The 19,125-nt window shown below is 60.4% G+C and carries 20 protein-coding genes; 10 read left to right on the forward strand and 10 right to left on the reverse strand.

The genetic code is table 11. The features are described from left to right. Positions 1-12: 12 nt before the first annotated feature. Positions 13-393 (forward strand): RidA family protein, encoded by a 381-nt coding sequence (locus tag JJN09_RS19355; RefSeq protein WP_003229509.1) that lies wholly within the window; start codon positions 13-15, stop codon positions 391-393. Between the two features lie 73 nt (positions 394-466). After that, complete coding sequence (locus JJN09_RS19360) at positions 467-1,207, forward strand: hypothetical protein (protein ID WP_249483094.1); 741 nt, start codon at positions 467-469, stop codon at positions 1,205-1,207. A 138-nt stretch (positions 1,208-1,345) separates the two neighbouring features. Here JJN09_RS19360 and JJN09_RS19365 read toward each other — a convergent pair whose 3' ends face one another. Continuing rightward, positions 1,346-2,203, reverse strand: coding sequence for an SDR family oxidoreductase (locus tag JJN09_RS19365; RefSeq protein ID WP_249483095.1), 858 nt, complete (start codon positions 2,201-2,203; stop codon positions 1,346-1,348). 188 nt (positions 2,204-2,391) lie between these two features. On the opposite strand from JJN09_RS19365, the gene exbB reads away from it, so the two are divergent. The 7 genes from exbB to JJN09_RS19400 all read left to right on the forward strand — a co-directional run bounded on the left by exbB (position 2,392) and on the right by JJN09_RS19400 (position 9,699). Beyond that, a complete protein-coding gene (gene exbB / locus JJN09_RS19370; RefSeq protein WP_249483096.1) occupies positions 2,392-3,354 on the forward strand; it encodes a tonB-system energizer ExbB in 963 nt (320 codons plus the stop codon). A gap of 6 nt (positions 3,355-3,360) precedes the next feature. Then, a complete protein-coding gene (gene exbD / locus JJN09_RS19375; RefSeq protein WP_096817269.1) occupies positions 3,361-3,789 on the forward strand; it encodes a TonB system transport protein ExbD in 429 nt (142 codons plus the stop codon). Next, a complete protein-coding gene (locus JJN09_RS19380; RefSeq protein WP_249483097.1) occupies positions 3,786-4,532 on the forward strand; it encodes an energy transducer TonB in 747 nt (248 codons plus the stop codon). The genes exbD and JJN09_RS19380 overlap by 4 nt, the downstream gene beginning before the upstream one ends. A 277-nt stretch (positions 4,533-4,809) precedes the next feature. Continuing rightward, a complete protein-coding gene (locus JJN09_RS19385) occupies positions 4,810-5,739 on the forward strand; it encodes a hydrogen peroxide-inducible genes activator (RefSeq protein ID WP_249483098.1) in 930 nt (309 codons plus the stop codon). Positions 5,740-5,748: 9 nt separating this feature from the next. Beyond that, on the forward strand, positions 5,749-7,824 hold the full coding sequence (recG, locus tag JJN09_RS19390; protein ID WP_249483099.1) for an ATP-dependent DNA helicase RecG: 2,076 nt from the start codon (positions 5,749-5,751) through the stop codon (positions 7,822-7,824). A gap of 79 nt (positions 7,825-7,903) precedes the next feature. Beyond that, positions 7,904-9,304, forward strand: coding sequence for an aminoacyl-tRNA deacylase and HDOD domain-containing protein (locus tag JJN09_RS19395; RefSeq protein WP_249483100.1), 1,401 nt, complete (start codon positions 7,904-7,906; stop codon positions 9,302-9,304). 137 nt (positions 9,305-9,441) lie between these two features. Continuing rightward, positions 9,442-9,699, forward strand: a complete 258-nt coding sequence (locus tag JJN09_RS19400) for a hypothetical protein (protein ID WP_249483101.1) — start codon at positions 9,442-9,444, stop codon at positions 9,697-9,699. A 119-nt stretch (positions 9,700-9,818) separates the two neighbouring features. Here JJN09_RS19400 and JJN09_RS19405 read toward each other — a convergent pair whose 3' ends face one another. After that, the gene (locus tag JJN09_RS19405; protein WP_096817262.1) at positions 9,819-10,202 is read right to left on the reverse strand and encodes an SCP2 sterol-binding domain-containing protein; all 384 of its coding nucleotides are present in this window, start codon (positions 10,200-10,202) and stop codon (positions 9,819-9,821) included. A 587-nt stretch (positions 10,203-10,789) separates the two neighbouring features. On the opposite strand from JJN09_RS19405, the gene JJN09_RS19410 reads away from it, so the two are divergent. Then, positions 10,790-11,167 carry a DUF6124 family protein gene (locus JJN09_RS19410; RefSeq protein ID WP_249483102.1) on the forward strand — a complete coding sequence of 126 codons (378 nt, stop codon included), beginning with the start codon at positions 10,790-10,792 and terminating at the stop codon, positions 11,165-11,167. A 56-nt stretch (positions 11,168-11,223) separates the two neighbouring features. Here JJN09_RS19410 and JJN09_RS19415 read toward each other — a convergent pair whose 3' ends face one another. The 8 genes from JJN09_RS19415 to JJN09_RS19450 form a co-directional block, all read right to left on the reverse strand. Continuing rightward, complete coding sequence (locus JJN09_RS19415; protein WP_368388965.1) at positions 11,224-11,655, reverse strand: hypothetical protein; 432 nt, start codon at positions 11,653-11,655, stop codon at positions 11,224-11,226. A gap of 12 nt (positions 11,656-11,667) precedes the next feature. After that, positions 11,668-12,273, reverse strand: coding sequence for a lysozyme inhibitor LprI family protein (locus JJN09_RS19420; RefSeq protein WP_249483103.1), 606 nt, complete (start codon positions 12,271-12,273; stop codon positions 11,668-11,670). Then, on the reverse strand, positions 12,270-13,079 hold the full coding sequence (locus JJN09_RS19425) for a lysozyme inhibitor LprI family protein (protein ID WP_249483104.1): 810 nt from the start codon (positions 13,077-13,079) through the stop codon (positions 12,270-12,272). The genes JJN09_RS19420 and JJN09_RS19425 overlap by 4 nt, the downstream gene beginning before the upstream one ends. A gap of 2 nt (positions 13,080-13,081) precedes the next feature. Next, positions 13,082-13,945, reverse strand: a complete 864-nt coding sequence (locus tag JJN09_RS19430; protein WP_249483105.1) for a type IV pilus biogenesis/stability protein PilW — start codon at positions 13,943-13,945, stop codon at positions 13,082-13,084. A gap of 4 nt (positions 13,946-13,949) precedes the next feature. After that, positions 13,950-14,405 carry a hypothetical protein gene (locus tag JJN09_RS19435; protein WP_249490830.1) on the reverse strand — a complete coding sequence of 152 codons (456 nt, stop codon included), beginning with the start codon at positions 14,403-14,405 and terminating at the stop codon, positions 13,950-13,952. Positions 14,406-14,493: 88 nt separating this feature from the next. Further along, positions 14,494-15,216 carry a hypothetical protein gene (locus JJN09_RS19440; RefSeq protein WP_249483106.1) on the reverse strand — a complete coding sequence of 241 codons (723 nt, stop codon included), beginning with the start codon at positions 15,214-15,216 and terminating at the stop codon, positions 14,494-14,496. Next, a complete protein-coding gene (locus JJN09_RS19445; protein WP_249483107.1) occupies positions 15,213-17,663 on the reverse strand; it encodes an alpha/beta fold hydrolase in 2,451 nt (816 codons plus the stop codon). Before JJN09_RS19445 ends, JJN09_RS19440 begins: the two co-directional genes overlap by 4 nt. A 9-nt stretch (positions 17,664-17,672) precedes the next feature. Next, positions 17,673-19,067: a TIGR01777 family oxidoreductase gene (locus JJN09_RS19450; protein WP_249483108.1), complete on the reverse strand. Its 1,395-nt coding sequence runs from the start codon at positions 19,065-19,067 to the stop codon at positions 17,673-17,675. Between the last annotated feature and the right edge of the window lie 58 nt (positions 19,068-19,125).

Below are 19,125 nucleotides of genomic sequence, written 5' to 3' on the forward strand. Positions count from 1 at the left end.
AAGGAGTCATACATGACCAAGACCGTTATCACCAGCGACAAGGCCCCGGCCGCCATCGGCACTTACTCCCAGGCGATCAAGGCCGGCAACACTGTCTACATGTCGGGCCAGATCCCGCTGGACCCGAAAACCATGGAACTGGTCGAAGGCTTCGAAGCCCAGACCGTCCAGGTGTTCGAAAACCTGAAAGCCGTGGCCGAAGCTGCCGGCGGTTCGTTCAAGGACATCGTCAAGCTGAACATCTTCCTCACCGACCTGAGCCACTTCGCCAAGGTCAACGAGATCATGGGCAAGTACTTCGATCAGCCGTACCCAGCGCGCGCCGCCATCGGCGTTGCTGCCCTGCCAAAGGGTTCGCAGGTTGAAATGGATGCCATTCTGGTCATCGAGTAATGCGCACGGCGCGACCCTTCAAGGTCGCGCCGACTGCTCTGCGGTAAAGAAAAGGTTTTGAAAGGATTCCACCATGCGCAAAGCGCTTGCTCTCTCGCTGCTCGCCATTTTCCTCGGCGGTTGCGCCAGCAACCCTGCCGACCGTGACATCAGCGGCACCTGGATCAATCAGGTCGCCATCGATGCCGCCGCCAAGGGCGGCCCCCTGCGCGAAGCGCTTCAGGCCTACGGCCCGAACCTGGAATGGGACATCAACACCAAGGCCAGTCAGGCCCGCTTCACCAACGGTTTTGAGAACGTCGAAGGACGGCTGCTGGGCGAACAGTCCGGCGCCTGGAAAGTCGACTTCTATGGCAGCTCCGGCAGCGAACTGAAACGCGACGGCAGCCAGTTGCACCAGGCCGCCAGCGAAAACGAACCTCAGCAGCTTTTCGACCGTGCGCAGATCCCCGTGCCGGAAGGCGCACCGATCGGTGCCAGCTTCGAACGCGCACTGTACGCGGCCTATCTGGGCGGCAACTGGACGATCGCCAGCGGTCAGGGTGAAGGCGCCACCGTGCAATTTCAGGCTGACGGACAAGTCTCCGGCCTGCCGGGCGCCGACCGTTATGCCTTGTGCCTGGCGGGCGACTGCGCATCGATGAGCAGCGGCAACGACAGCATGTGGCTGCAACAGAACGGCCAGGGCAACAACTGGATCTTCGTTCGCAAGGGCAAGGAACTGGAAATTCTGCAGGCCGTGAACACGGCGCTGGCGGATGAACAACCGCAGTTCAGCGCGGGTGAACGCAAGTGGTTGCTCGAGAAGCAGTAAACCGATACTAAAGCTACAGAGAACCCATGTGGGAGCGAGCTTGCTCGCGATGAGGCCATAGCATTCAACATTTATGCTGACTGTTATGCCGCCATCGCGAGCAAGCTCGCTCCCACAGTGGTTTGTGGCGCCTGGAAATCAGCACTTGCCCTCAAGAATCGCGGCATACCCCTCGCGATAACTCGGATACGTCGGCACCCAGCCCAACGCTTTCGCCCGGGCATTGCTGCAACGCTTGCTGCCGGTTCGACGCACGCTGGCATCGTCCGCCCACTCAGTGACACCCAGATACTCGCGCAACCACGCCACCACTTCGGCCAGCGGTGCCGGCGCATCGTCCACGCCGATGTAGATGTCATCCAGCGCCACACCCTTGCGATCCGCATCCAGCAGGAACGCCATCAACCCCGCCGCATCATCGGCATGGATGCGATTGCCATACAGCGGCGGATCGACCGCCACGCGATAACCACGACGCACCTGGGTCAGCAGCCATTCACGGCCCGGGCCGTAAATGCCGGTCAGACGCACGATGCTCGCCGGAATGCCGCTGTTAAGCGCAACCTGCTCGGCCTCCAGCATCAACCGACCGGAATAACCGGCAGCAACGGTTTCGGATTTTTCATCGACCCATTCCCCGTCCTGCTGGCCATAAACACTGCTGCTGGAGACAAACAACAGACGGTCTGGCACCTGGCCGTAGTCGTTCAACCACTCCAGTACATGCTGCAAACCCTGCACATAAGCCGCGCGATAACCGGCTTCATCGTGCTCGGTCGCAGCCGCGCAATACACCAGGTAATCCACGGCACCGACCGGCCAGGTCTCGGGGCAATCTTCATTGAACAAGTCACCGGCCACACCGATAACGCCTTCCGGCAAACGTGAAACATCCCGGCGCAGGCCATACACCTGAAAACCGGCAGCCAGTAATTGCTTGGCCAGACGGCTGCCGACATCACCGCAACCGGCGATCAAAACAGAGGGCGCGGACATCAAAAATCTCCCATCGGAAAGCAACAGACTAGCCTCGGCAAGGGACGAGCGGCTAGCAATGAAGGAAAAAAAGCAACTCTATTACTTTTGTTAACAAGAATTACTTGCAATAATGCACGTCACTTTTGTTCTCGGCCTCACGAGGCCTGGAAGAGCATCACCGTTTTTCTATCTCAGGTCCGGCCAGCATGACACGCAATCAAATCCCCGCTTCGCCAACCAAACGACCTCGCGCCTGGAGCGCCGTGGCTGCCCTGCTGCTCAGCCTGATGCTGGCGCCAACCGCCGCTTTCGCTGACGCTCAGGCGCCAGCCACTCCAGCCGCCCACGAACAGACTGCACCGGCCGCCCCTGCCGCAGCGCCAGCCGCGACCGACCCGGCTCAAGCCGTGGACGCCAGCGCCGAAGACGCACCTGAAGTCCTCGAAGCCGACAACACCCTGGGCATGGCCCACGACCTGTCGCCATGGGGCATGTACCAGAACGCCGACATCATCGTGAAAATCGTGATGATCGGCCTGGCCATCGCTTCGATCATCACCTGGACCATCTGGATCGCCAAGGGTCTTGAGCTGATGGGCGCCAAGCGTCGTCTGCGTGGTGAAATCGCCGCCCTGAAAAAAGCCACCACCCTTAAAGAAGCCAGCGCCACCGCGGCGAAGGAAGGCACCCTCGCCAACCTGCTGGTGCATGACGCCCTCGAAGAGATGCGCCTGTCGGCCAACGCCCGCGAGAAAGAAGGCATCAAGGAACGTGTGAGCTTCCGCCTCGAGCGTCTGGTGGCAGCCTGTGGCCGCAACATGAGCAGCGGCACCGGCGTACTCGCCACCATCGGTTCCACCGCACCGTTCGTCGGTCTGTTCGGCACCGTGTGGGGCATCATGAACAGCTTCATCGGTATCGCCAAAACCCAGACCACCAACCTCGCCGTCGTGGCGCCAGGCATCGCTGAAGCGCTGCTGGCTACCGCGCTGGGTCTGGTTGCTGCGATTCCTGCGGTCGTGATCTACAACGTGTTCGCCCGCTCCATCGCCGGTTACAAGGCTCAGGTGTCCGATGCGTCGGCAGAAGTCCTGCTGCTGGTCAGCCGCGACCTTGACCACCAGCCTGAGCGCAGCAGCTCGCAGCCGCACATGGTCAAAGTGGGGTAATCGGCCATGGGCCTGCATTTGAAAGAAGGCGCAGACGACGATCTGGCCGAGAACCACGAAATCAACGTCACGCCGTTCATCGACGTGATGCTGGTGCTGTTGATCATCTTCATGGTGGCCGCTCCTTTGGCCACTGTGGACATCAAGGTCGACCTGCCTGCCTCGACCGCCAAACCGGCGCCACGGCCAGAGAAACCGGTGTTCCTTAGCGTGAAGGCTGACCAGCGCCTGTTCCTCGGCGAAGACGAAGTGAAGGCCGAAGCCCTTGGCGCCACCCTCGACGCCCGGACCAAAGGCAAGAAAGACACGACGATCTTCTTCCAGGCCGACAAAGGCGTGGACTACGGCGACCTGATGAGCGTGATGGACAATCTGCGCGCTGCCGGTTACCTGAAGGTCGGTCTGGTCGGACTCGAGAGCGCAGTCAAGAAATGATCACGACGCGCCATAAACTGACGCGTTACAGCGGTAGCCTGGCCGTGGTGCTGGGCGTTCATGCGCTGGCCATCGCGCTGGCGTTGAACTGGACTGCACGCCCGCCCATCGAACTGCCGCCGCAGGCAATGATGGTCGAACTGGCACCAGTTCCGGCCCCGCCACCGCCTGCACCGCCGAAAGTCGTCACGCCACCGCAGCCACCGGCTCCGGTTGAAGAACTGCCGATCCCGAAACTGGCCGAAGCACCGAAAGCAGAAATTGCCGTGCCCAAGCCGGTGAAACCCAAGCCGAAGCCGCAACCGCCAAAACCGGTTGAGAAGAAACCGGAGCCTGTGAAGGAAAAACCTTCCGAGGAAAAACCGGCAGAGCCTCAGCAGACCCAGGCACCGACAGAGAAGTCCGCCCAGCCGGCACCGGGCCCGTCGCCAGCGCAAATGGCGGCCAAGGCCAGTTGGCAAGGCACGCTGCTCGCGCATTTGCAGAAGTACAAGAAGTACCCGCAAAGCGCACAGCAACGAGGCAAGGAAGGTCTTAACCGTCTGCGTTTCGTTGTCGATGCCGAAGGCAACGTGCTGTCGTTCGAATTGGTGGGCCGCTCCGGCAACGCCGATCTGGACCGGGCCACCCTGGACATGATCCGCCGCGCCCAACCGCTGCCCAAGCCACCGGCCGACATGCTGACCAATGGCTCGATCGAAATTGTTGCGCCGTTTGTTTACTCGCTGGAACGCCGCCGCTAAGAAACACTGCAAACCCTGTGGGAGCGAGCTTGCTCGCGATTGGGCCTTGTCAGCCAGTGCTGCTTCGCTTGATACGCCGCTTTCGCGAGCAAGCTCGCTCCCACAGGGTTCAGCGTCAACCGGAACAATCCAGCCCAGAGGCACCGAAAGGTGCCTTTCTCATATCTGCAAACGGCAAACCGGCATTGCCCGGTGTCGCATTCATCACTCAGTCTGATAACGTGCGTCTATCGATTGCAGCCGGTATGCTTGGCCCGCATCTTCATGGACGCTTGCTATGACCCTCACAGAATTACGCTACATCGTTACCCTCGCCCAAGAGCAGCATTTCGGCCACGCGGCCGAGAAGTGCCACGTCAGCCAGCCAACTCTGTCGGTGGGCGTGAAGAAACTTGAAGACGAACTCGGTGTGCTGATTTTCGAGCGCAGCAAGAGTGCAGTGCGAGTGACACCGGTCGGCGAAGGCATCGTTGCCCAGGCGCAGAAAGTCCTCGAGCAAGCCCAAGGCATTCGCGAACTGGCCCAGGCCGGCAAGAACCAACTGACCGCCCCACTGAAAGTCGGCGCGATCTACACCGTCGGCCCCTACCTGTTCCCGCACCTGATTCCGCAACTGCACCGGGTCGCCCCGCAGATGCCGTTGTACATCGAAGAAAACTTCACCCACGTGCTGCGCGACAAACTGCGCAACGGCGAGCTGGACGCGATCATCATCGCCCTGCCGTTCAACGAAGCCGACGTGCTGACCCTGCAACTCTACGACGAGCCGTTCTACGTCCTGATGCCGGCCCAGCACCCGTGGACCCAGAAAGAATCCATCGACGCCGCGCTGCTCAACGACAAGAGCCTGTTGCTGCTCGGCGAAGGCCACTGCTTCCGCGATCAGGTGCTGGAAGCCTGCCCGACCCTGACCAAGGGCAACGACGGCGCCAAGCACACCACGGTCGAATCCAGCTCGCTGGAAACCATCCGGCACATGGTCGCCTCCGGCCTGGGCATCTCGATCCTGCCGCTGTCGGCGGTCGACAGCCATCACTACGCTCCGGGCGTGATCGAAGTGCGCCCACTGTCGGCACCGGTGCCGTTCCGCACCGTGGCCATCGCCTGGCGTGCCAGTTTCCCTCGGCCAAAAGCCATCGAGATCCTCGCCGACTCCATTCGCCTGTGCTCGGTCGCCAAACCCGCCGCGCCGGTCACGGCCGGTTAAGTCAGCGTCATGACTGAGCTGTCGCAGGTGTCGGTCACCGCACTCAAGGGTGTCGGTGAAGCCATGGCCGAGAAACTGGCCAAGGTCGGCCTGGAGAACCTCCAGGACGTGCTGTTCCACCTACCGCTGCGTTATCAGGATCGCACCCGCGTGGTGCCGATCGGCGCGTTGCGGCCAGGACAGGACGCCGTGGTCGAAGGCACCGTCAGCGGCGCCGACGTGGTCATGGGCCGACGCCGCAGCCTCGTCGTGCGCTTGCAGGACGGCACCGGCGGACTGAGCCTGCGCTTCTACCACTTCAGCAACGCGCAGAAAGAAGGCCTCAAGCGCGGCACGCGGGTTCGCTGCTACGGCGAAGCCCGGCCCGGCGCCTCGGGGCTGGAAATCTACCACCCGGAATACCGCGCCATTACCGGCGACGAACCTCCTCCCGTGGATGAAACCCTTACTCCGGTCTACCCGCTGACCGAAGGCCTGACCCAGGCGCGCCTGCGCCAGTTGTGTTTGCAAACCCTGACCCTGCTCAAGCCGGCCACCCTGCCCGACTGGCTGCCGACCGAACTGGCCCGCGACTATCAACTGGCGCCGCTGGCCGATGCGATCCGCTACCTGCACAACCCGCCCGCCGATGCCGACGTCGACGAACTCGCCCTCGGTCATCACTGGGCCCAGCATCGCCTGGCTTTCGAAGAACTGCTGACTCATCAACTGTCCCAGCAGCGCTTGCGCGAAAGCATGCGTTCCCTGCGCGCACCAGCCATGCCGAAAGCCACGAAACTGCCGCCGAAATACCTGGCCAACCTCGGTTTCAATCCGACCGGCGCTCAGCAACGAGTCGGCAACGAAATCGCCTACGACCTCAGCCAGCACGAACCGATGCTGCGGCTGATTCAGGGCGACGTCGGCGCAGGCAAAACCGTGGTCGCTGCCCTCGCCGCGCTGCAAGCGCTGGAGGCGGGTTATCAGGTCGCGCTGATGGCGCCGACCGAGATTCTCGCCGAGCAGCACTTCATCACCTTCAAGCGCTGGCTCGAACCGCTGGGCATTGAAGTAGCGTGGCTGGCCGGCAAGCTCAAGGGCAAGAACCGCGTCGCCGCGCTGGAGCAGATCGCCAGCGGCACGCCGATGGTGGTCGGCACTCACGCGCTGTTCCAGGACGAAGTGCAGTTCAAGAACCTCGCGCTGGTGATCATCGACGAACAACACCGCTTCGGCGTGCAACAGCGTCTGGCGCTGCGGCAGAAAGGCGTCGGCGGGCGCATGTGCCCGCATCAACTGATCATGACCGCCACGCCGATTCCCCGGACGCTGGCGATGAGCGCCTACGCCGACCTCGACACCTCGATCCTCGATGAACTGCCGCCCGGTCGAACCCCGGTCAACACCGTGCTGGTCACCGACACCCGCCGCGTCGAAGTCATCGAGCGCGTACGCAGCGCCTGCGCCGAAGGCCGTCAGGCCTATTGGGTGTGCACGCTGATCGAAGAGTCCGAAGAGCTGACCTGTCAGGCCGCCGAAACCACTTTCGAAGACCTCACCGCCGCCCTTGGCGAGTTGAAGGTCGGACTGATCCACGGCCGCATGAAACCCGCCGAGAAAGCCGCCGTCATGGCCGAATTCAAGGCCGGCAACCTGCAACTGCTGGTCGCCACCACGGTGATCGAAGTCGGTGTCGACGTGCCCAACGCCAGCCTGATGATCATCGAAAACCCCGAGCGCCTTGGCCTCGCGCAACTGCACCAGTTGCGCGGTCGCGTCGGCCGGGGCAGCGCGGTCAGCCATTGCGTGCTGCTCTACCATCCGCCGCTGTCGCAGATCGGCCGCCAGCGCCTGGGCATCATGCGCGAGACCAACGACGGTTTCGTCATCGCCGAAAAAGACCTCGAACTGCGCGGCCCCGGCGAAATGCTCGGCACCCGCCAGACCGGCCTGTTGCAATTCAAGGTCGCCGACCTGATGCGCGACGCCGACCTGCTGCCCGCCGTGCGCGATGCCGCCCAGGCATTGCTCGAGCGCTGGCCCACCCACGTCAGCCCGTTGCTCGACCGCTGGCTGCGACACGGGCAGCAATATGGCCAAGTGTGAGCACCGTCGCAGTTTCTGACAGCTCGTTCCAGGCAAGCTGGTTATACTCCTGCAATTGTTTCAAAAACGGATACAGACCATGACCGAAGCTGCTCTCGCCCCCGAACTCCCGCACGCTCCGTCTGTTATTCGGCTGCTGCTCAACAAGCTGGGCATCGCCTACGAAGAAGTGCTCGACCACCACGGCCTCAATGCCTCGCGCAAAGTGCAGGCCGTGTTGCTGGACGACGCGGTCGGTGCGCTGATGGTGCTGTTTCCACAGAGCCAGTTGCTGGATCTCAACCGCCTCGCCGAACTGACGGGCCGTCGCCTGACCGCCGTGTCCACCGAGCGCCTGGAAAAGATGCTCGGCAAACACAGCCTGAGCCTGCTGCCAGGCCTGCCGGCGCTGACCAGTTCGCCGTGCCTCTACGAAGAGGGCCTGCTGCGCGAGCCGAAGTTGCTGATCAACTCCGGCGAGCCGGGCCTGCTGCTGGAAATCGCCAGCGAAGACTTCAAGACCATGCTGACCAAGGCCAGCGCCGCCAACTTTGGCGAAGCCCTGAGCAGCATCCGCCCGAACCTCGACCGTCCGGACGATGACCGCGAGGAAATCACCCAGGCCGTGCAGGCGTTCACCGCGCGGCGCATCCAGCAGCGTCTGGAAGCGACCATCGAGATCCCGCCGCTGGCCGAAACCGCACAAAAAATCATCAAGCTGCGCGTAGACCCGAACGCCACCATCGACGACATCACCGGCGTGGTCGAAACCGACCCGGCGCTGGCTGCGCAAGTGGTGAGCTGGGCGGCGTCGCCGTACTACGCCTCGCCAGGCAAGATCCGTTCGGTGGAAGACGCGATCGTCCGCGTGCTGGGCTTCGATCTGGTGATCAACCTGGCGCTGGGCCTGGCCCTCGGCAAGACCCTGAGCCTGCCCAAGGATCACCCGCAACACACCACGCCGTACTGGCAGCAGTCGATCTACACCGCTGCCGTCATCGAAGGCCTGACCCGCGCCATGCCGCGCGCCCAGCGCCCGGAAGCCGGCCTGACCTACCTCGCCGGCCTGCTGCACAACTTCGGCTACCTGCTGCTGGCCCACGTGTTCCCGCCGCACTTCTCGCTGATCTGCCGCCACCTGGAGGTCAACCCGCACCTGTGCCACAGCTACGTCGAGCAACACCTGCTGGGCATCAGCCGCGAACAGATCGGCTCCTGGCTGATGCGCTACTGGGACATGCCGGACGAACTGGCCACCGCCTTGCGCTTCCAGCACGACCCGAACTACGACGGTGCCTACGCCGAATACCCGAACCTCGTCTGCCTGGCCGTGCGCCTGCTGCGCGGTCGCGGAATCGGCTCCGGGCCGGATGAAGACATTCCGGATGCGTTGCTGGAACGCGTTGGTCTGACTCGCGACAAGGCCAATGACGTCGTCAGCAAAGTGCTTGAGGCGGAAGTGCTGTTGCGTGAACTGGCTTCGCAGTTTAGCCAGGCTTAAAGCACTCTTCGGAACGTCAACCAGGGCCTGTTTTGATTGCAAATAGGGCCCTGGTTCCACAGATTTCGGTCACTTTGCCAGCAACGACAGCAAACTAGCGCCCTGCTATGATTTGACGGCAAACAGAGGGATTTCCGATGACCCAAACAGATGCTGTCAGCGTTGCAAGCGAAGTTCGCAAACTAGCCAAAGACAACAAGGTTACGGCCAGACGTGACGGCATGAGTCGTATGGCCGTGGGAATTACCCGCTTGGCTGGTGATGTCGTCGAGCTGGATGGCATCGAACAGTTGCTCGTCAATCTCAAGCGAAAAGGCATTCTGAGCAAATCTGAAATCCTGGCGCTCCAAGGGCGCTATCTTCAGGAAAGGCGTGCACAGAAACGTAGCGCATGACTTTTGATCCGTTCGGCGACTTCGAAACGGCTGGATATCTTCAAAACTCGCTGGACTCCGAGCCTCCTGAGCCCGATAGCTGAAGAGGCTGAACCGTCCCGGCAAGCTACCTGAAAGACCTATGCCTTCGGCTTGGCCTTCCGCGGCTTCAAATACTTCATCAACCCCTGAAACCACATCACCAGCGCCGGATTCCCCTTGAGCTGGATCGACTTGTCCTGAATCCCCTGCATGAACGCCAGCTGCTTGTTCTTCGCCTGCATCGTGGCAAACCCGAACGCCGCGTCTTTAAAGGCAATCGCAAACGCCGGCTCCGCCACCACCCCGGACTTGCTGGTAATCCGCTGGTCCTTCACCACGAAATGCCGCGCCACCTTCCCGTCCAGAGTCTGTAGCTGAAACACCAGATCCTTGTCACCCAACTGCTGCTGGAACGCAGGATTTGTCCGACTGGCCTTACCCATCAACAGACCCAGCATCCACAGAAGAAAACGAAATTTCATGCGCACAGCCTCAAAAGGAAAATGAACGGCCGGGGGAGTGTAAGTGATTCGGGTGGATTCGCCACTATCTTGGATTGATAGAAGACGATGTAGCGCTTTTCCCGCCAGATGACTACCAAGTCACGAACTCCAACCCCCGAACCTGATCGTTCCCGCGCTCCGCGTGGGAATGCATCCCGTGACGCTCCGCGTTACACCATCCCCCCGTCCTACACCTGAAGAAACACATTCCTGTAGGAGCTGCCGATAGCAGTGGTTTCTTGTTCCTCTACCCGCAAATCCTTGGGAAATGTCCTTCAAACTGCGGTGCTGTCCATGAACTAGGCAGGCTGGAGCATCGTCGATAGCCTCTATGTGTCGCCGCAAAATCGGTGACTCGGACGTGCAAGTCCGATGGGGCACACAATCGCTTATGGCAATTCATCGGGCATTTTCCTATGCTCGCGGGTCGTTATGGCGGCTGTGTGTGGGAGGCTTCCGAGCCTGCCGGATAGCTCCACCGGTCTTGCACACCTATGCACAGCTGCCACCACTTTCGAAGTGCGAGCGAAAACGGTGTCGGCTCCTAAAACATGGAGCAAGACCTAATGATCAAACCAACACCGAATCCCCCCGAAATTCCAGAAAACCCAGAAACCTCCCCCTACGAATCCCACGATTCGAAGAAACTCCACGAAGCCGCCGAACGCGCCCTCGACCACCACTTCAAACCCAGCGCCCCACGCCCCAAACGCCTGGGCGGCCTGTTCGCCCTATGCCCCAACGCTGACGCCGAAGCCCTCATGGCCAACGCCTCCGAAGACCTCCTGTCCATCAGTGCCTTCGCCGCCAACCTGGCCGACGACCTCGACGGCCCACGCCGCTCGATGGCGCTGGGCCTGAGCAGAATGGCGGATGGCGTGCGGTTGATGGTTGAAGGCACGCTCGATCACATTGAGTTTCGAGAGTATCAGGCCAAGCCGTAGCTGAATCGCGGGCGGAAAAAAGGGGACGATGAGTCCCCTTCTTCAGTGATTACGATTCACCACTGACAGCCCGCATTTGTTGACGGCTCCATGTTGAACGCATGGTCAAAAGAATACTTTTTTCCAGATTTGTAGTTTGTGTAGGTCATCTCATCTACCCGGCCGCCCTGAGTGACCATTTGATACTCACCTGTCAGCGCACCGTCAGCCACTTCAACCCAAGTCGTCGTGTATTGATACGGACGCCCATACAACAACTCTTCTTGTTCAGTACTGCGGTGAACCAGATCAATAGCTTTCTTCGACGTGCTGTACCTGACACCCGCTCCGCTCCATTTCAAAACGGAGTCGTAGTAGGTTCTGAATTCGAAATTGATGCTTTTGCCCTCTTTCGAGCGAAAGCAATAAACCTCCGCTTTGATCTCACTGTGGGCCATCAGTGGACAGAGAAGTAAAAACGCAGGAAGAAACACAGACAATGATTTCAAACCGATCAATCCTTAACGGTTCAGAGGTAACTGAAAACGCATTCGCGCCGTGCAATAGACTAAATCTTCCCGGAGCACACGTTCGCTCATTTCGCAGTGCCCACTGGCGTATTGCTTAAATAGCGGATCATCGAGCTCAGCCCCTCCCAATCGCTCGATTGAAGCCATCATTTCCCTCTCCCGGTTCTCACCGACACCTGCCATTACGGATGCCGCCTTGTAGAAGCCATCAATCATCATGCCAGTCTGTAGAGCAACCAATTCCCCCAACCGGGCATTGGTTGTTTGCACCAGGCACCCAAGCCTTTCGATGGGTGCCTCTGCACCGGGCAAGGCCGACTGATAGATCTCCTCGCAATACGCCTCTTTGAAGCGCACCCACTTCTTTTGCACATCAGTCAGTTGTTTCTTGTCGGCAGGTGCCAAACTGACCAGCGCTTTCTTGTATTGCTCATTCAACACCGCATCGACTTTCTCGAGAGTCTGCTGACCGCAAATAATCATATCGGGATTGGAAAAGCTGTCGGGATTACAGGTTTCCTGGGCATGCGCAGGAACCAGCAATGCAGCCAAAGAAGCACCCGCGACCAGTTCAAATAACGCCTTGAGTTTGATCATGATCCGGATACTCCGGCACTGCGCTCAGCTACCCGTCCAGAAGTCTTCGAGGCACCGGGCTCGGATGCGCCGCACTTCAGTTCTTTGATCTGCTCGTTTTGAATCGGAATTACACAGGCGAGGCGCTTTTCGCCGGTAGGGCGAAGCTCTGTCAGGCTAAGCGTCACGTGCAAACCGTCGTCCGCAAATACGTGATCTTCAAACCCGGCATAGCTATAACCCGACCTGAACGATTTGCCGTCAAAACTGCAAAAGCGCCTGGACGACAACACCCTCCAATTGCCGTCCGGCGCAAGGATTTGCACATCGAGGCACGGACTACCAAACGCGGTGACATAACGAGCAACAACATCACCAAAGCGTTGAGAGGCAGAGTTGGAAACCTTGGCAACATCGACCACTTCACTCGGATCATCCGGCGCGACAGTGTCCAGATAAGCGGCTCGCTCCAGACTCATTCTGGCGATGCAGTTATTGGTCAGCGTGGCATATGCCTTGGATCCGGTTTCAGTCTCTATGGCTTCGAGAGGGCATGTGGTGTCGCGTAACTTGATCCACGCGCGTTGCGAGTCTCTGGCCATGGCCATGTATGCCTTCGCTTGTTCAGGCTGACGCTTCCATTGAGACTCGAATCGAGTCATCAATAGTTTGTAGCTGGCATTGAGTTTTGCATCGGCACTCTTGCGGTCGGCTTCCACGCATTGGTCGTATTGCCAGCTCACTGTGATGACTTTGCAGTTGTCCTCAGCGAGCGCGATTGAAGCGGACAGCAGGCCTAAGGACAACGCGATAAAGCGCACAAACATGTTCAATGTTTCATTCCCTGAATGACGGATCGCTCAACTGCGCGCTGAGGTATTTTCTGCGCCTTGCCATCGGCGCTCATCGCGTCGCGGTACTGGCTGTAATAACGCTGAGCTTCGTCTTTGCGATCAAGGCGCCAGAGTGAATCGGCGATGTTCAACATCAGCACTGTGCGTTTACCGACGGCCTCAACGCCGCGATAGAACTTCAGTGCAAGCTCATCGTTGCCGCCCTCGGCCAAGTAGAAGGCCAGGTCGTTGAGAGCTTGAACATTGCGCGCCGGCGGGTGACAAGCCATATAGGCGTCTGGACTTATAATGCGAAGATTGAATTCGAGTTCTTCCACGCGAGATTGCGGCATCTCAATACTTGAGACTTGATTCAAAAAATCCTTTGGAGACGGTGTCGTCAAGGCGAGGTCAAGAACTTCCCCCTCACCGGAAGCCCATCGATTGCCCTCCCACGTGCCGTCGCAAAACCTGGCTACGTGCTCACTTAGTACGCAACCGGTCTCCATCGAAATGACACCGCAACCCGTCTCCTCCGTCGGAATCTCTTCACCCTCTTGACCAATGACAACACCATACAGAGTCTGAAGAAGCAGCACTGTTTTCTTGTCAGGACTTAGCCAACTGTCATGCGTTTCGGTACCAACATCGGAAATATAGAGGGGAAAAGTCTTGCCATTCGCGGTAAACGAGGCGACCGCTGACTCCGGAGCAGGCCTGCTCCATTTCTTATCCTTCAGCGTCAACATGTGCCCGCCAACCCCGACGATCTGTATGTTCTCCGCCAAGGCATTGGCTGAAGCAAACAGGCTCATGACAATCATCACCCACTTAACGCTGCCCGCGAGTAGACGGTTCATCCACTCATTCCTCATCAATCGACGGCGATTCCACGTCGGTCATGCCAAGCAACCGGAACTCGTTGTTCACAAATTCGTAGTACCGATCCCGGTTACGGTTTTCCAGGCGATTTCCCTGGGCGTCTTCTTCACCATCGAGCGTGACGCCGGAAATGATGATCAAGCGACTATCGGGCAAATACGTCGTGTCGAAAGTGCTGCCGTCATAGGCATTCGGAAGACCACCAACGACATCACCGGTCTGGGCGTCCAGCACTTCGCCGCAAATGGCGCCGCCGCCACAGCCGAACCTGTACAGGATGTAATGGCCGGCGAAGTTGACCTTGCCTTGCAGGGCCTTCGCCCGGGCGCTGTCCATGACCGGGTTGCTTTGTTCCTGCTGCACCGGCTCATGGTTGGGGCCGCTGAAAACGGGGGTGACGGTGTAGTCCTTGAAGTCTGGATCGGCGGCGAATGCCATGGAAGTGGCAGCTAACAGCAAGCTGCCGAGAACAATCGAAAATCCTTTCACGCTGTAACTCCATCTTTGACATTCATCGTCTGGATATTCATTCGAAGGCGATGCTGCGAACCGCTGTCTTGATTTGATCAAACCCATCAGCGCTGATCGCCAACGGTTTGGCCGAGCCTGATTCCGCCGAGCCGATCAGCACGTCTTTACCCCGCAGCAGGCAAAAAGCGACGCGGGTAATGTGCCGTCGTGGCTTGTCGTGGAAGCCGAAGATGAAACCCGAAGACGCCTCCCCAGCCCATTGCTCGAAGGTGTAGGTGTTCGCACGGCCCGCCAACTCGTTGGGTACCCAACCGTGATCAGTGAGGGTCGCCGGGCACCTTCGGTCGTTGTCATCACGCAGGACTTGCACCGCAAATGCATCGTCTTCCGGAGGTTTCCAGGCGGTGAGGCGGGAAAAAAATTCCGTACTTTCACACATCAAACCAAACCATGGCTGGCTCAGGTTGGAGGGTTTCTCGAAGTGCCACTCGGAGCCACTCGACGTTGGCGCTTGCCACAAGCGAGGCGCGCTGGACGATTTGGGCAACTGTTTGGCTGCCACAAAGACCGGATAGAAATCATCGAACGTCAACCATTGGTCTTGCAGCAGCGGCATTGAGAACCGACATGACCCCATGTCTACAACTGCCGCCGCCGGGCCGTGAAGGACCTGTGACTGACCCATTGAATTGCCGACTATCACGGCATCGGCGGCATGGCCCACCTGAGCAAGCACGAGCAAACCAGACATCAACCCATGGAAGTATCGGGCGTTCACTTCACATCCTTCGAATTCATCAATTCCAGTTCACCATCTCGATACACCACCTCACACCCCACCCACGCCAGATCCACCTGCGGCATCACCGCCGAAGGCTTGCGCAGTTCCCGCAACAACGTCGAGCCATGCGACAACCGCCCACCCATCCGCGCAATCACCGCCCGCGCGGCCTGATAGTGCGCGTGACGCCCCGGATCGAGGGTGTCTTCCAGCAAGATGTCTTCGCCAAGAATGCCCCTCACCTGCCCCGGGTAAATCATGAACCCGGTGGCCTGTTCGGCACCTTCGCGGCCGTCCTGCCAGAAGCTGCCGTCGCGCGTGCGGATGTCCGGGTGCGGCGCAAACCAGTGTTCGCGATCCGCCAGTGGCATGGCGTGATGCAGGCGGAAGAAGATGCGCATCAGGTTGTCGCGATACCACTCGCGCACTTGCAGGTAGTAACCACGCAGGCCCGGCAGGCCGGTCGAATGAGCGAGGTGAATCAGCCCTGACCATTGCGGGAAGGCCTGTAGTGGCAACGCGCTCGACGCGGGTCGAGGTGTGGCCGGATCGGTCTCCCACGGCAGCCGATGGGGACTGTTTTCCAGGTTGTCGTAAGCGGTGGGCGGTCGGCCCAGCCAGTCCCCGCCGCTGCTGGCCTGCGCCGTGGCGATGCACAGATTGCCCTGCACCACGAACACATAAAACCGGGTGAACCAGTCGGCCAATTGCTGACCGTCAGCACCCTGGGCGACGAGGTCGGTCAGCTCTTGGTCGAAGCGCTGCAAGCCGTGCTCAAGGCTCAGCAAATGTCCGCGAGCGATACGTTGCATGCGCAGAAACAACGGCAGCGAACGCAACATCCGCAGCGGTCGCCACGGCAGATGCGGGGTCGCGCCGCCGACTTCACCGGCATAGTTGCTGGCGCTGATGCCCCAGTCGGCCAACCGTGCGAGAAACAGGTCGTTGTTGATGTAGGACGCACCGCCAAATACAGCCGCGAACGGCTCGTTGTCCTGCAACACCCGCGCATCCCAACGGGCCATGATCGCCGGAATACTCGCGGCGGCCCGGCGCTGGGCGTACTCCACCAGCACGCTGGGTTGCGGCGGCAGGATCTCGGCGATGTTGGCGGCCGTCAGGTGGCGGCGCCAGCCGTAATCGCTGATCGGCCGGTATTGCAGCAGCCACAGTTGCGTACCGTCCCAGGCCCATTCGACATCGCCGGGCACGTAGTGGAACACCCGCAAGACATCCTGGAGAAAGCGCCACAGCACGTCTTCGGTCAAACCGTGCGTGGCCGTGAACGTGCCACTGCGCCAGGCATCGCCGAGCCGCGAAAGCGTCGCCCGCTCCGGGCTGATCTGACCGTCGGCAAGGGACTCAAGATGACCTTCAACCCATTCGAGTTCCACCGACAGATGACGCACAAACGCGATGCCCGACACCTGCGGCGTGATGAAGCGCTGCACCACCACTTCCTCAACACCTTCGGCAGTCAGCTCGGCGATGCGCGCCGACACGTTGGCGGTAGGCTCGCGCAGGTAGGTCGTGCTCAAACCGGCATTCGCCGAGTCGGCCTGATCTTCGCCATAACTGGAGGAGCGCACCGCCCAGATCGCCTGTGGTTGGCGGGCGAGGAAGGTCGGTAGTCGCGGGTCGTTGCAATCGTTGAGGGTCAGCGCCGCCGGAACTGCTTGCCGGGCCAGTTCCGCCAGACGCAAACGCCCGCCCTTGGTATGCGCGACGAAGCCGCGCTCGTCCGACTCCAGCCACTGCGCAAACTGCGCGGGCGCGTCGATCCACGGGTAATGACCCCAACCGGGTTTCAGGCTGATGGTCAGGTCTGCGCGCGCAAGAATCGCCGACCATGCCGCCGCTTGCTCGATGCCAAGCACCTTGTCCTGATCGCCCCAGACCAGCTCGACCGGGTCGGTGATCCACTCTAGCAATGGCAGTGCGGTGTCGGCACGGATCAGATCCCAGTGCGGCACAAACGCACGGCAACGCGCATAACCGGCGCCCATGCGCTGGTACTGCGCGGGCGTCCAGGTCTGGTTGGAGAACTTGCGCGCGAACAGCGTGGGTTTGTTCGACAGCAGCCAATGAATGCTCTTTCGGATTGGCAGCGGTGACATCAGCGCCGGCAATCGACGCTGCCACAAAAAAGCGCCCACCGGCGCCAGCAAAACACTGCGAGAAAAGTGCCCGGGCCGACGTTGCAGCGCATGCAGCACCAGCAGCGCGTTGACCCCGACGGCCATGATCGCACTGCCCTTTTGCGTCATCGCCAACAAGGTCTGGGCGTAAGCCGCCAGATCCTCGCAGGGCGGCTGCGGGTTAGCGCCGAAGCCCGGCAACTCCAGCGGCACCACGTCGTAACGCTGAAAATGCGGCAGCGCGTCATCCCACCAATCGGCGGCGCTGCCGTTGCCGGCCAGCAGGTACATCAGAGGCTTGCTCATGGGCGATCCTCAGGCCAGATCGCGCAGCGCGGCGTCGAGGGTCGGATAGCGGAACGTGTAGCCCGCCTCGCTCAAACGCTGCGGCACTACACGCTGACCGTCGAAGAACAGCTGAGCCATTTCCCCGGCCAACGCACGCACGGGCGCTGCTGGAATGTGGAACCACACCGGGCGCTTGAGGACTTTTCCGACGTTCTCGGCGAAGGCTGCCTGACTGACCGTTTCCGGCGCGACCATGTTGTAGGTGCCGCGCAAATTTTCATCGTGGAAGGATCGAGCGATCACCTGAATCACATCGTCGCGATGCACCCAGCTCATGATCTGCTGACCGTCGCCCATGCGCCCGCCGAAGCCCAGGCGAAACGGAATCAGCAATGGCAGCAGCGCACCGCCCGGACCAAACACCACGCCGAGGCGCAGCACCACCTGACGCACACCAAACTGCGTGACGGGTTGCGCCGAAGCCTCCCAGCGCGCGCAGAGCTCGGCCATGAAACCGTCGCCCTTACTGGCGCTTTCATCAAGGTTTTCGCTGGCATCACGCACGCCGTAGAAACCGATGGCCGAGGCTTGAATCCACAGCGCGGGTTTGTGCCTGGCGTTTTTCAGCCAGGTCATCAACGCTTCAGTGGTGTTGACCCGACTGGCGATCAATTGCGCCTGGCGCTTGGGACTCCAGCGCGGCCCGGCGACCGGTGCGCCGGCGAGGTTGATCACCACGTCGAAGGGTTCGTCGCAGCCGAGTTCGCTCAACGACCGCACACAGCGAACGCGACCGTCGAACAGGTTCGCCGCTTTCAACGGATCCCGCGCCAACACGCTGACCGTGTGGCCGGCGTCGAGTAATTGATCGACTACGGCTTCACCGATAAACCCGGTGCCCCCGGTGATCAGCACACGCTTGTAGGCGCCGCCGACAAAGGGGTTGGACTCGCTCACGGTTCTTTCCGGCGGGTATTTCCGACGATCATGGCGCAGCAACCAGATCAGCGGCGGCAACAGCACCAGCAGCGCAAAACCGTCGAGCCACAAGTGCGACCAGACCTGTTTTTGCGCTGAAAGCCACATGTCCTGCGGCGCCCATAACAGCACGCCCGCCATCAACCAGCCCCAAATTGCAGGAGCTTTAAGACGGTTGCCGAGGCACACCAACGTGAGCATGTACAGCGAATAACTTTGCAACGTCGCGCCAAACAACGCGAGCCACCAGACCTGTAGCTCGTGACCGGCGGCAGGGACCGCATCGGCGCCCCAGAATGCGAGTTCGAGGGTGTGAAGATAGCCGTCGAGTAATCCGGAATGACCGGCCCAGGTCAACGTGAGCCCGGCGAGCACATGTACGATTGCCGCGGCATACAGCCAAAGCACCATCGCGGGGCGAAGAGAGAAAGAGGGGGCTGGCATTCCGTGTCCTGAGCGCGTTCCTTGAGGGCCGCGAGTTTAAAGGAAAATGGGGGGTGTC

Origin of the sequence: Pseudomonas sp. HS6 (genome assembly GCF_023375815.1) — a bacterium.
Classification (GTDB): Bacteria; Pseudomonadota; Gammaproteobacteria; order Pseudomonadales; family Pseudomonadaceae; genus Aquipseudomonas.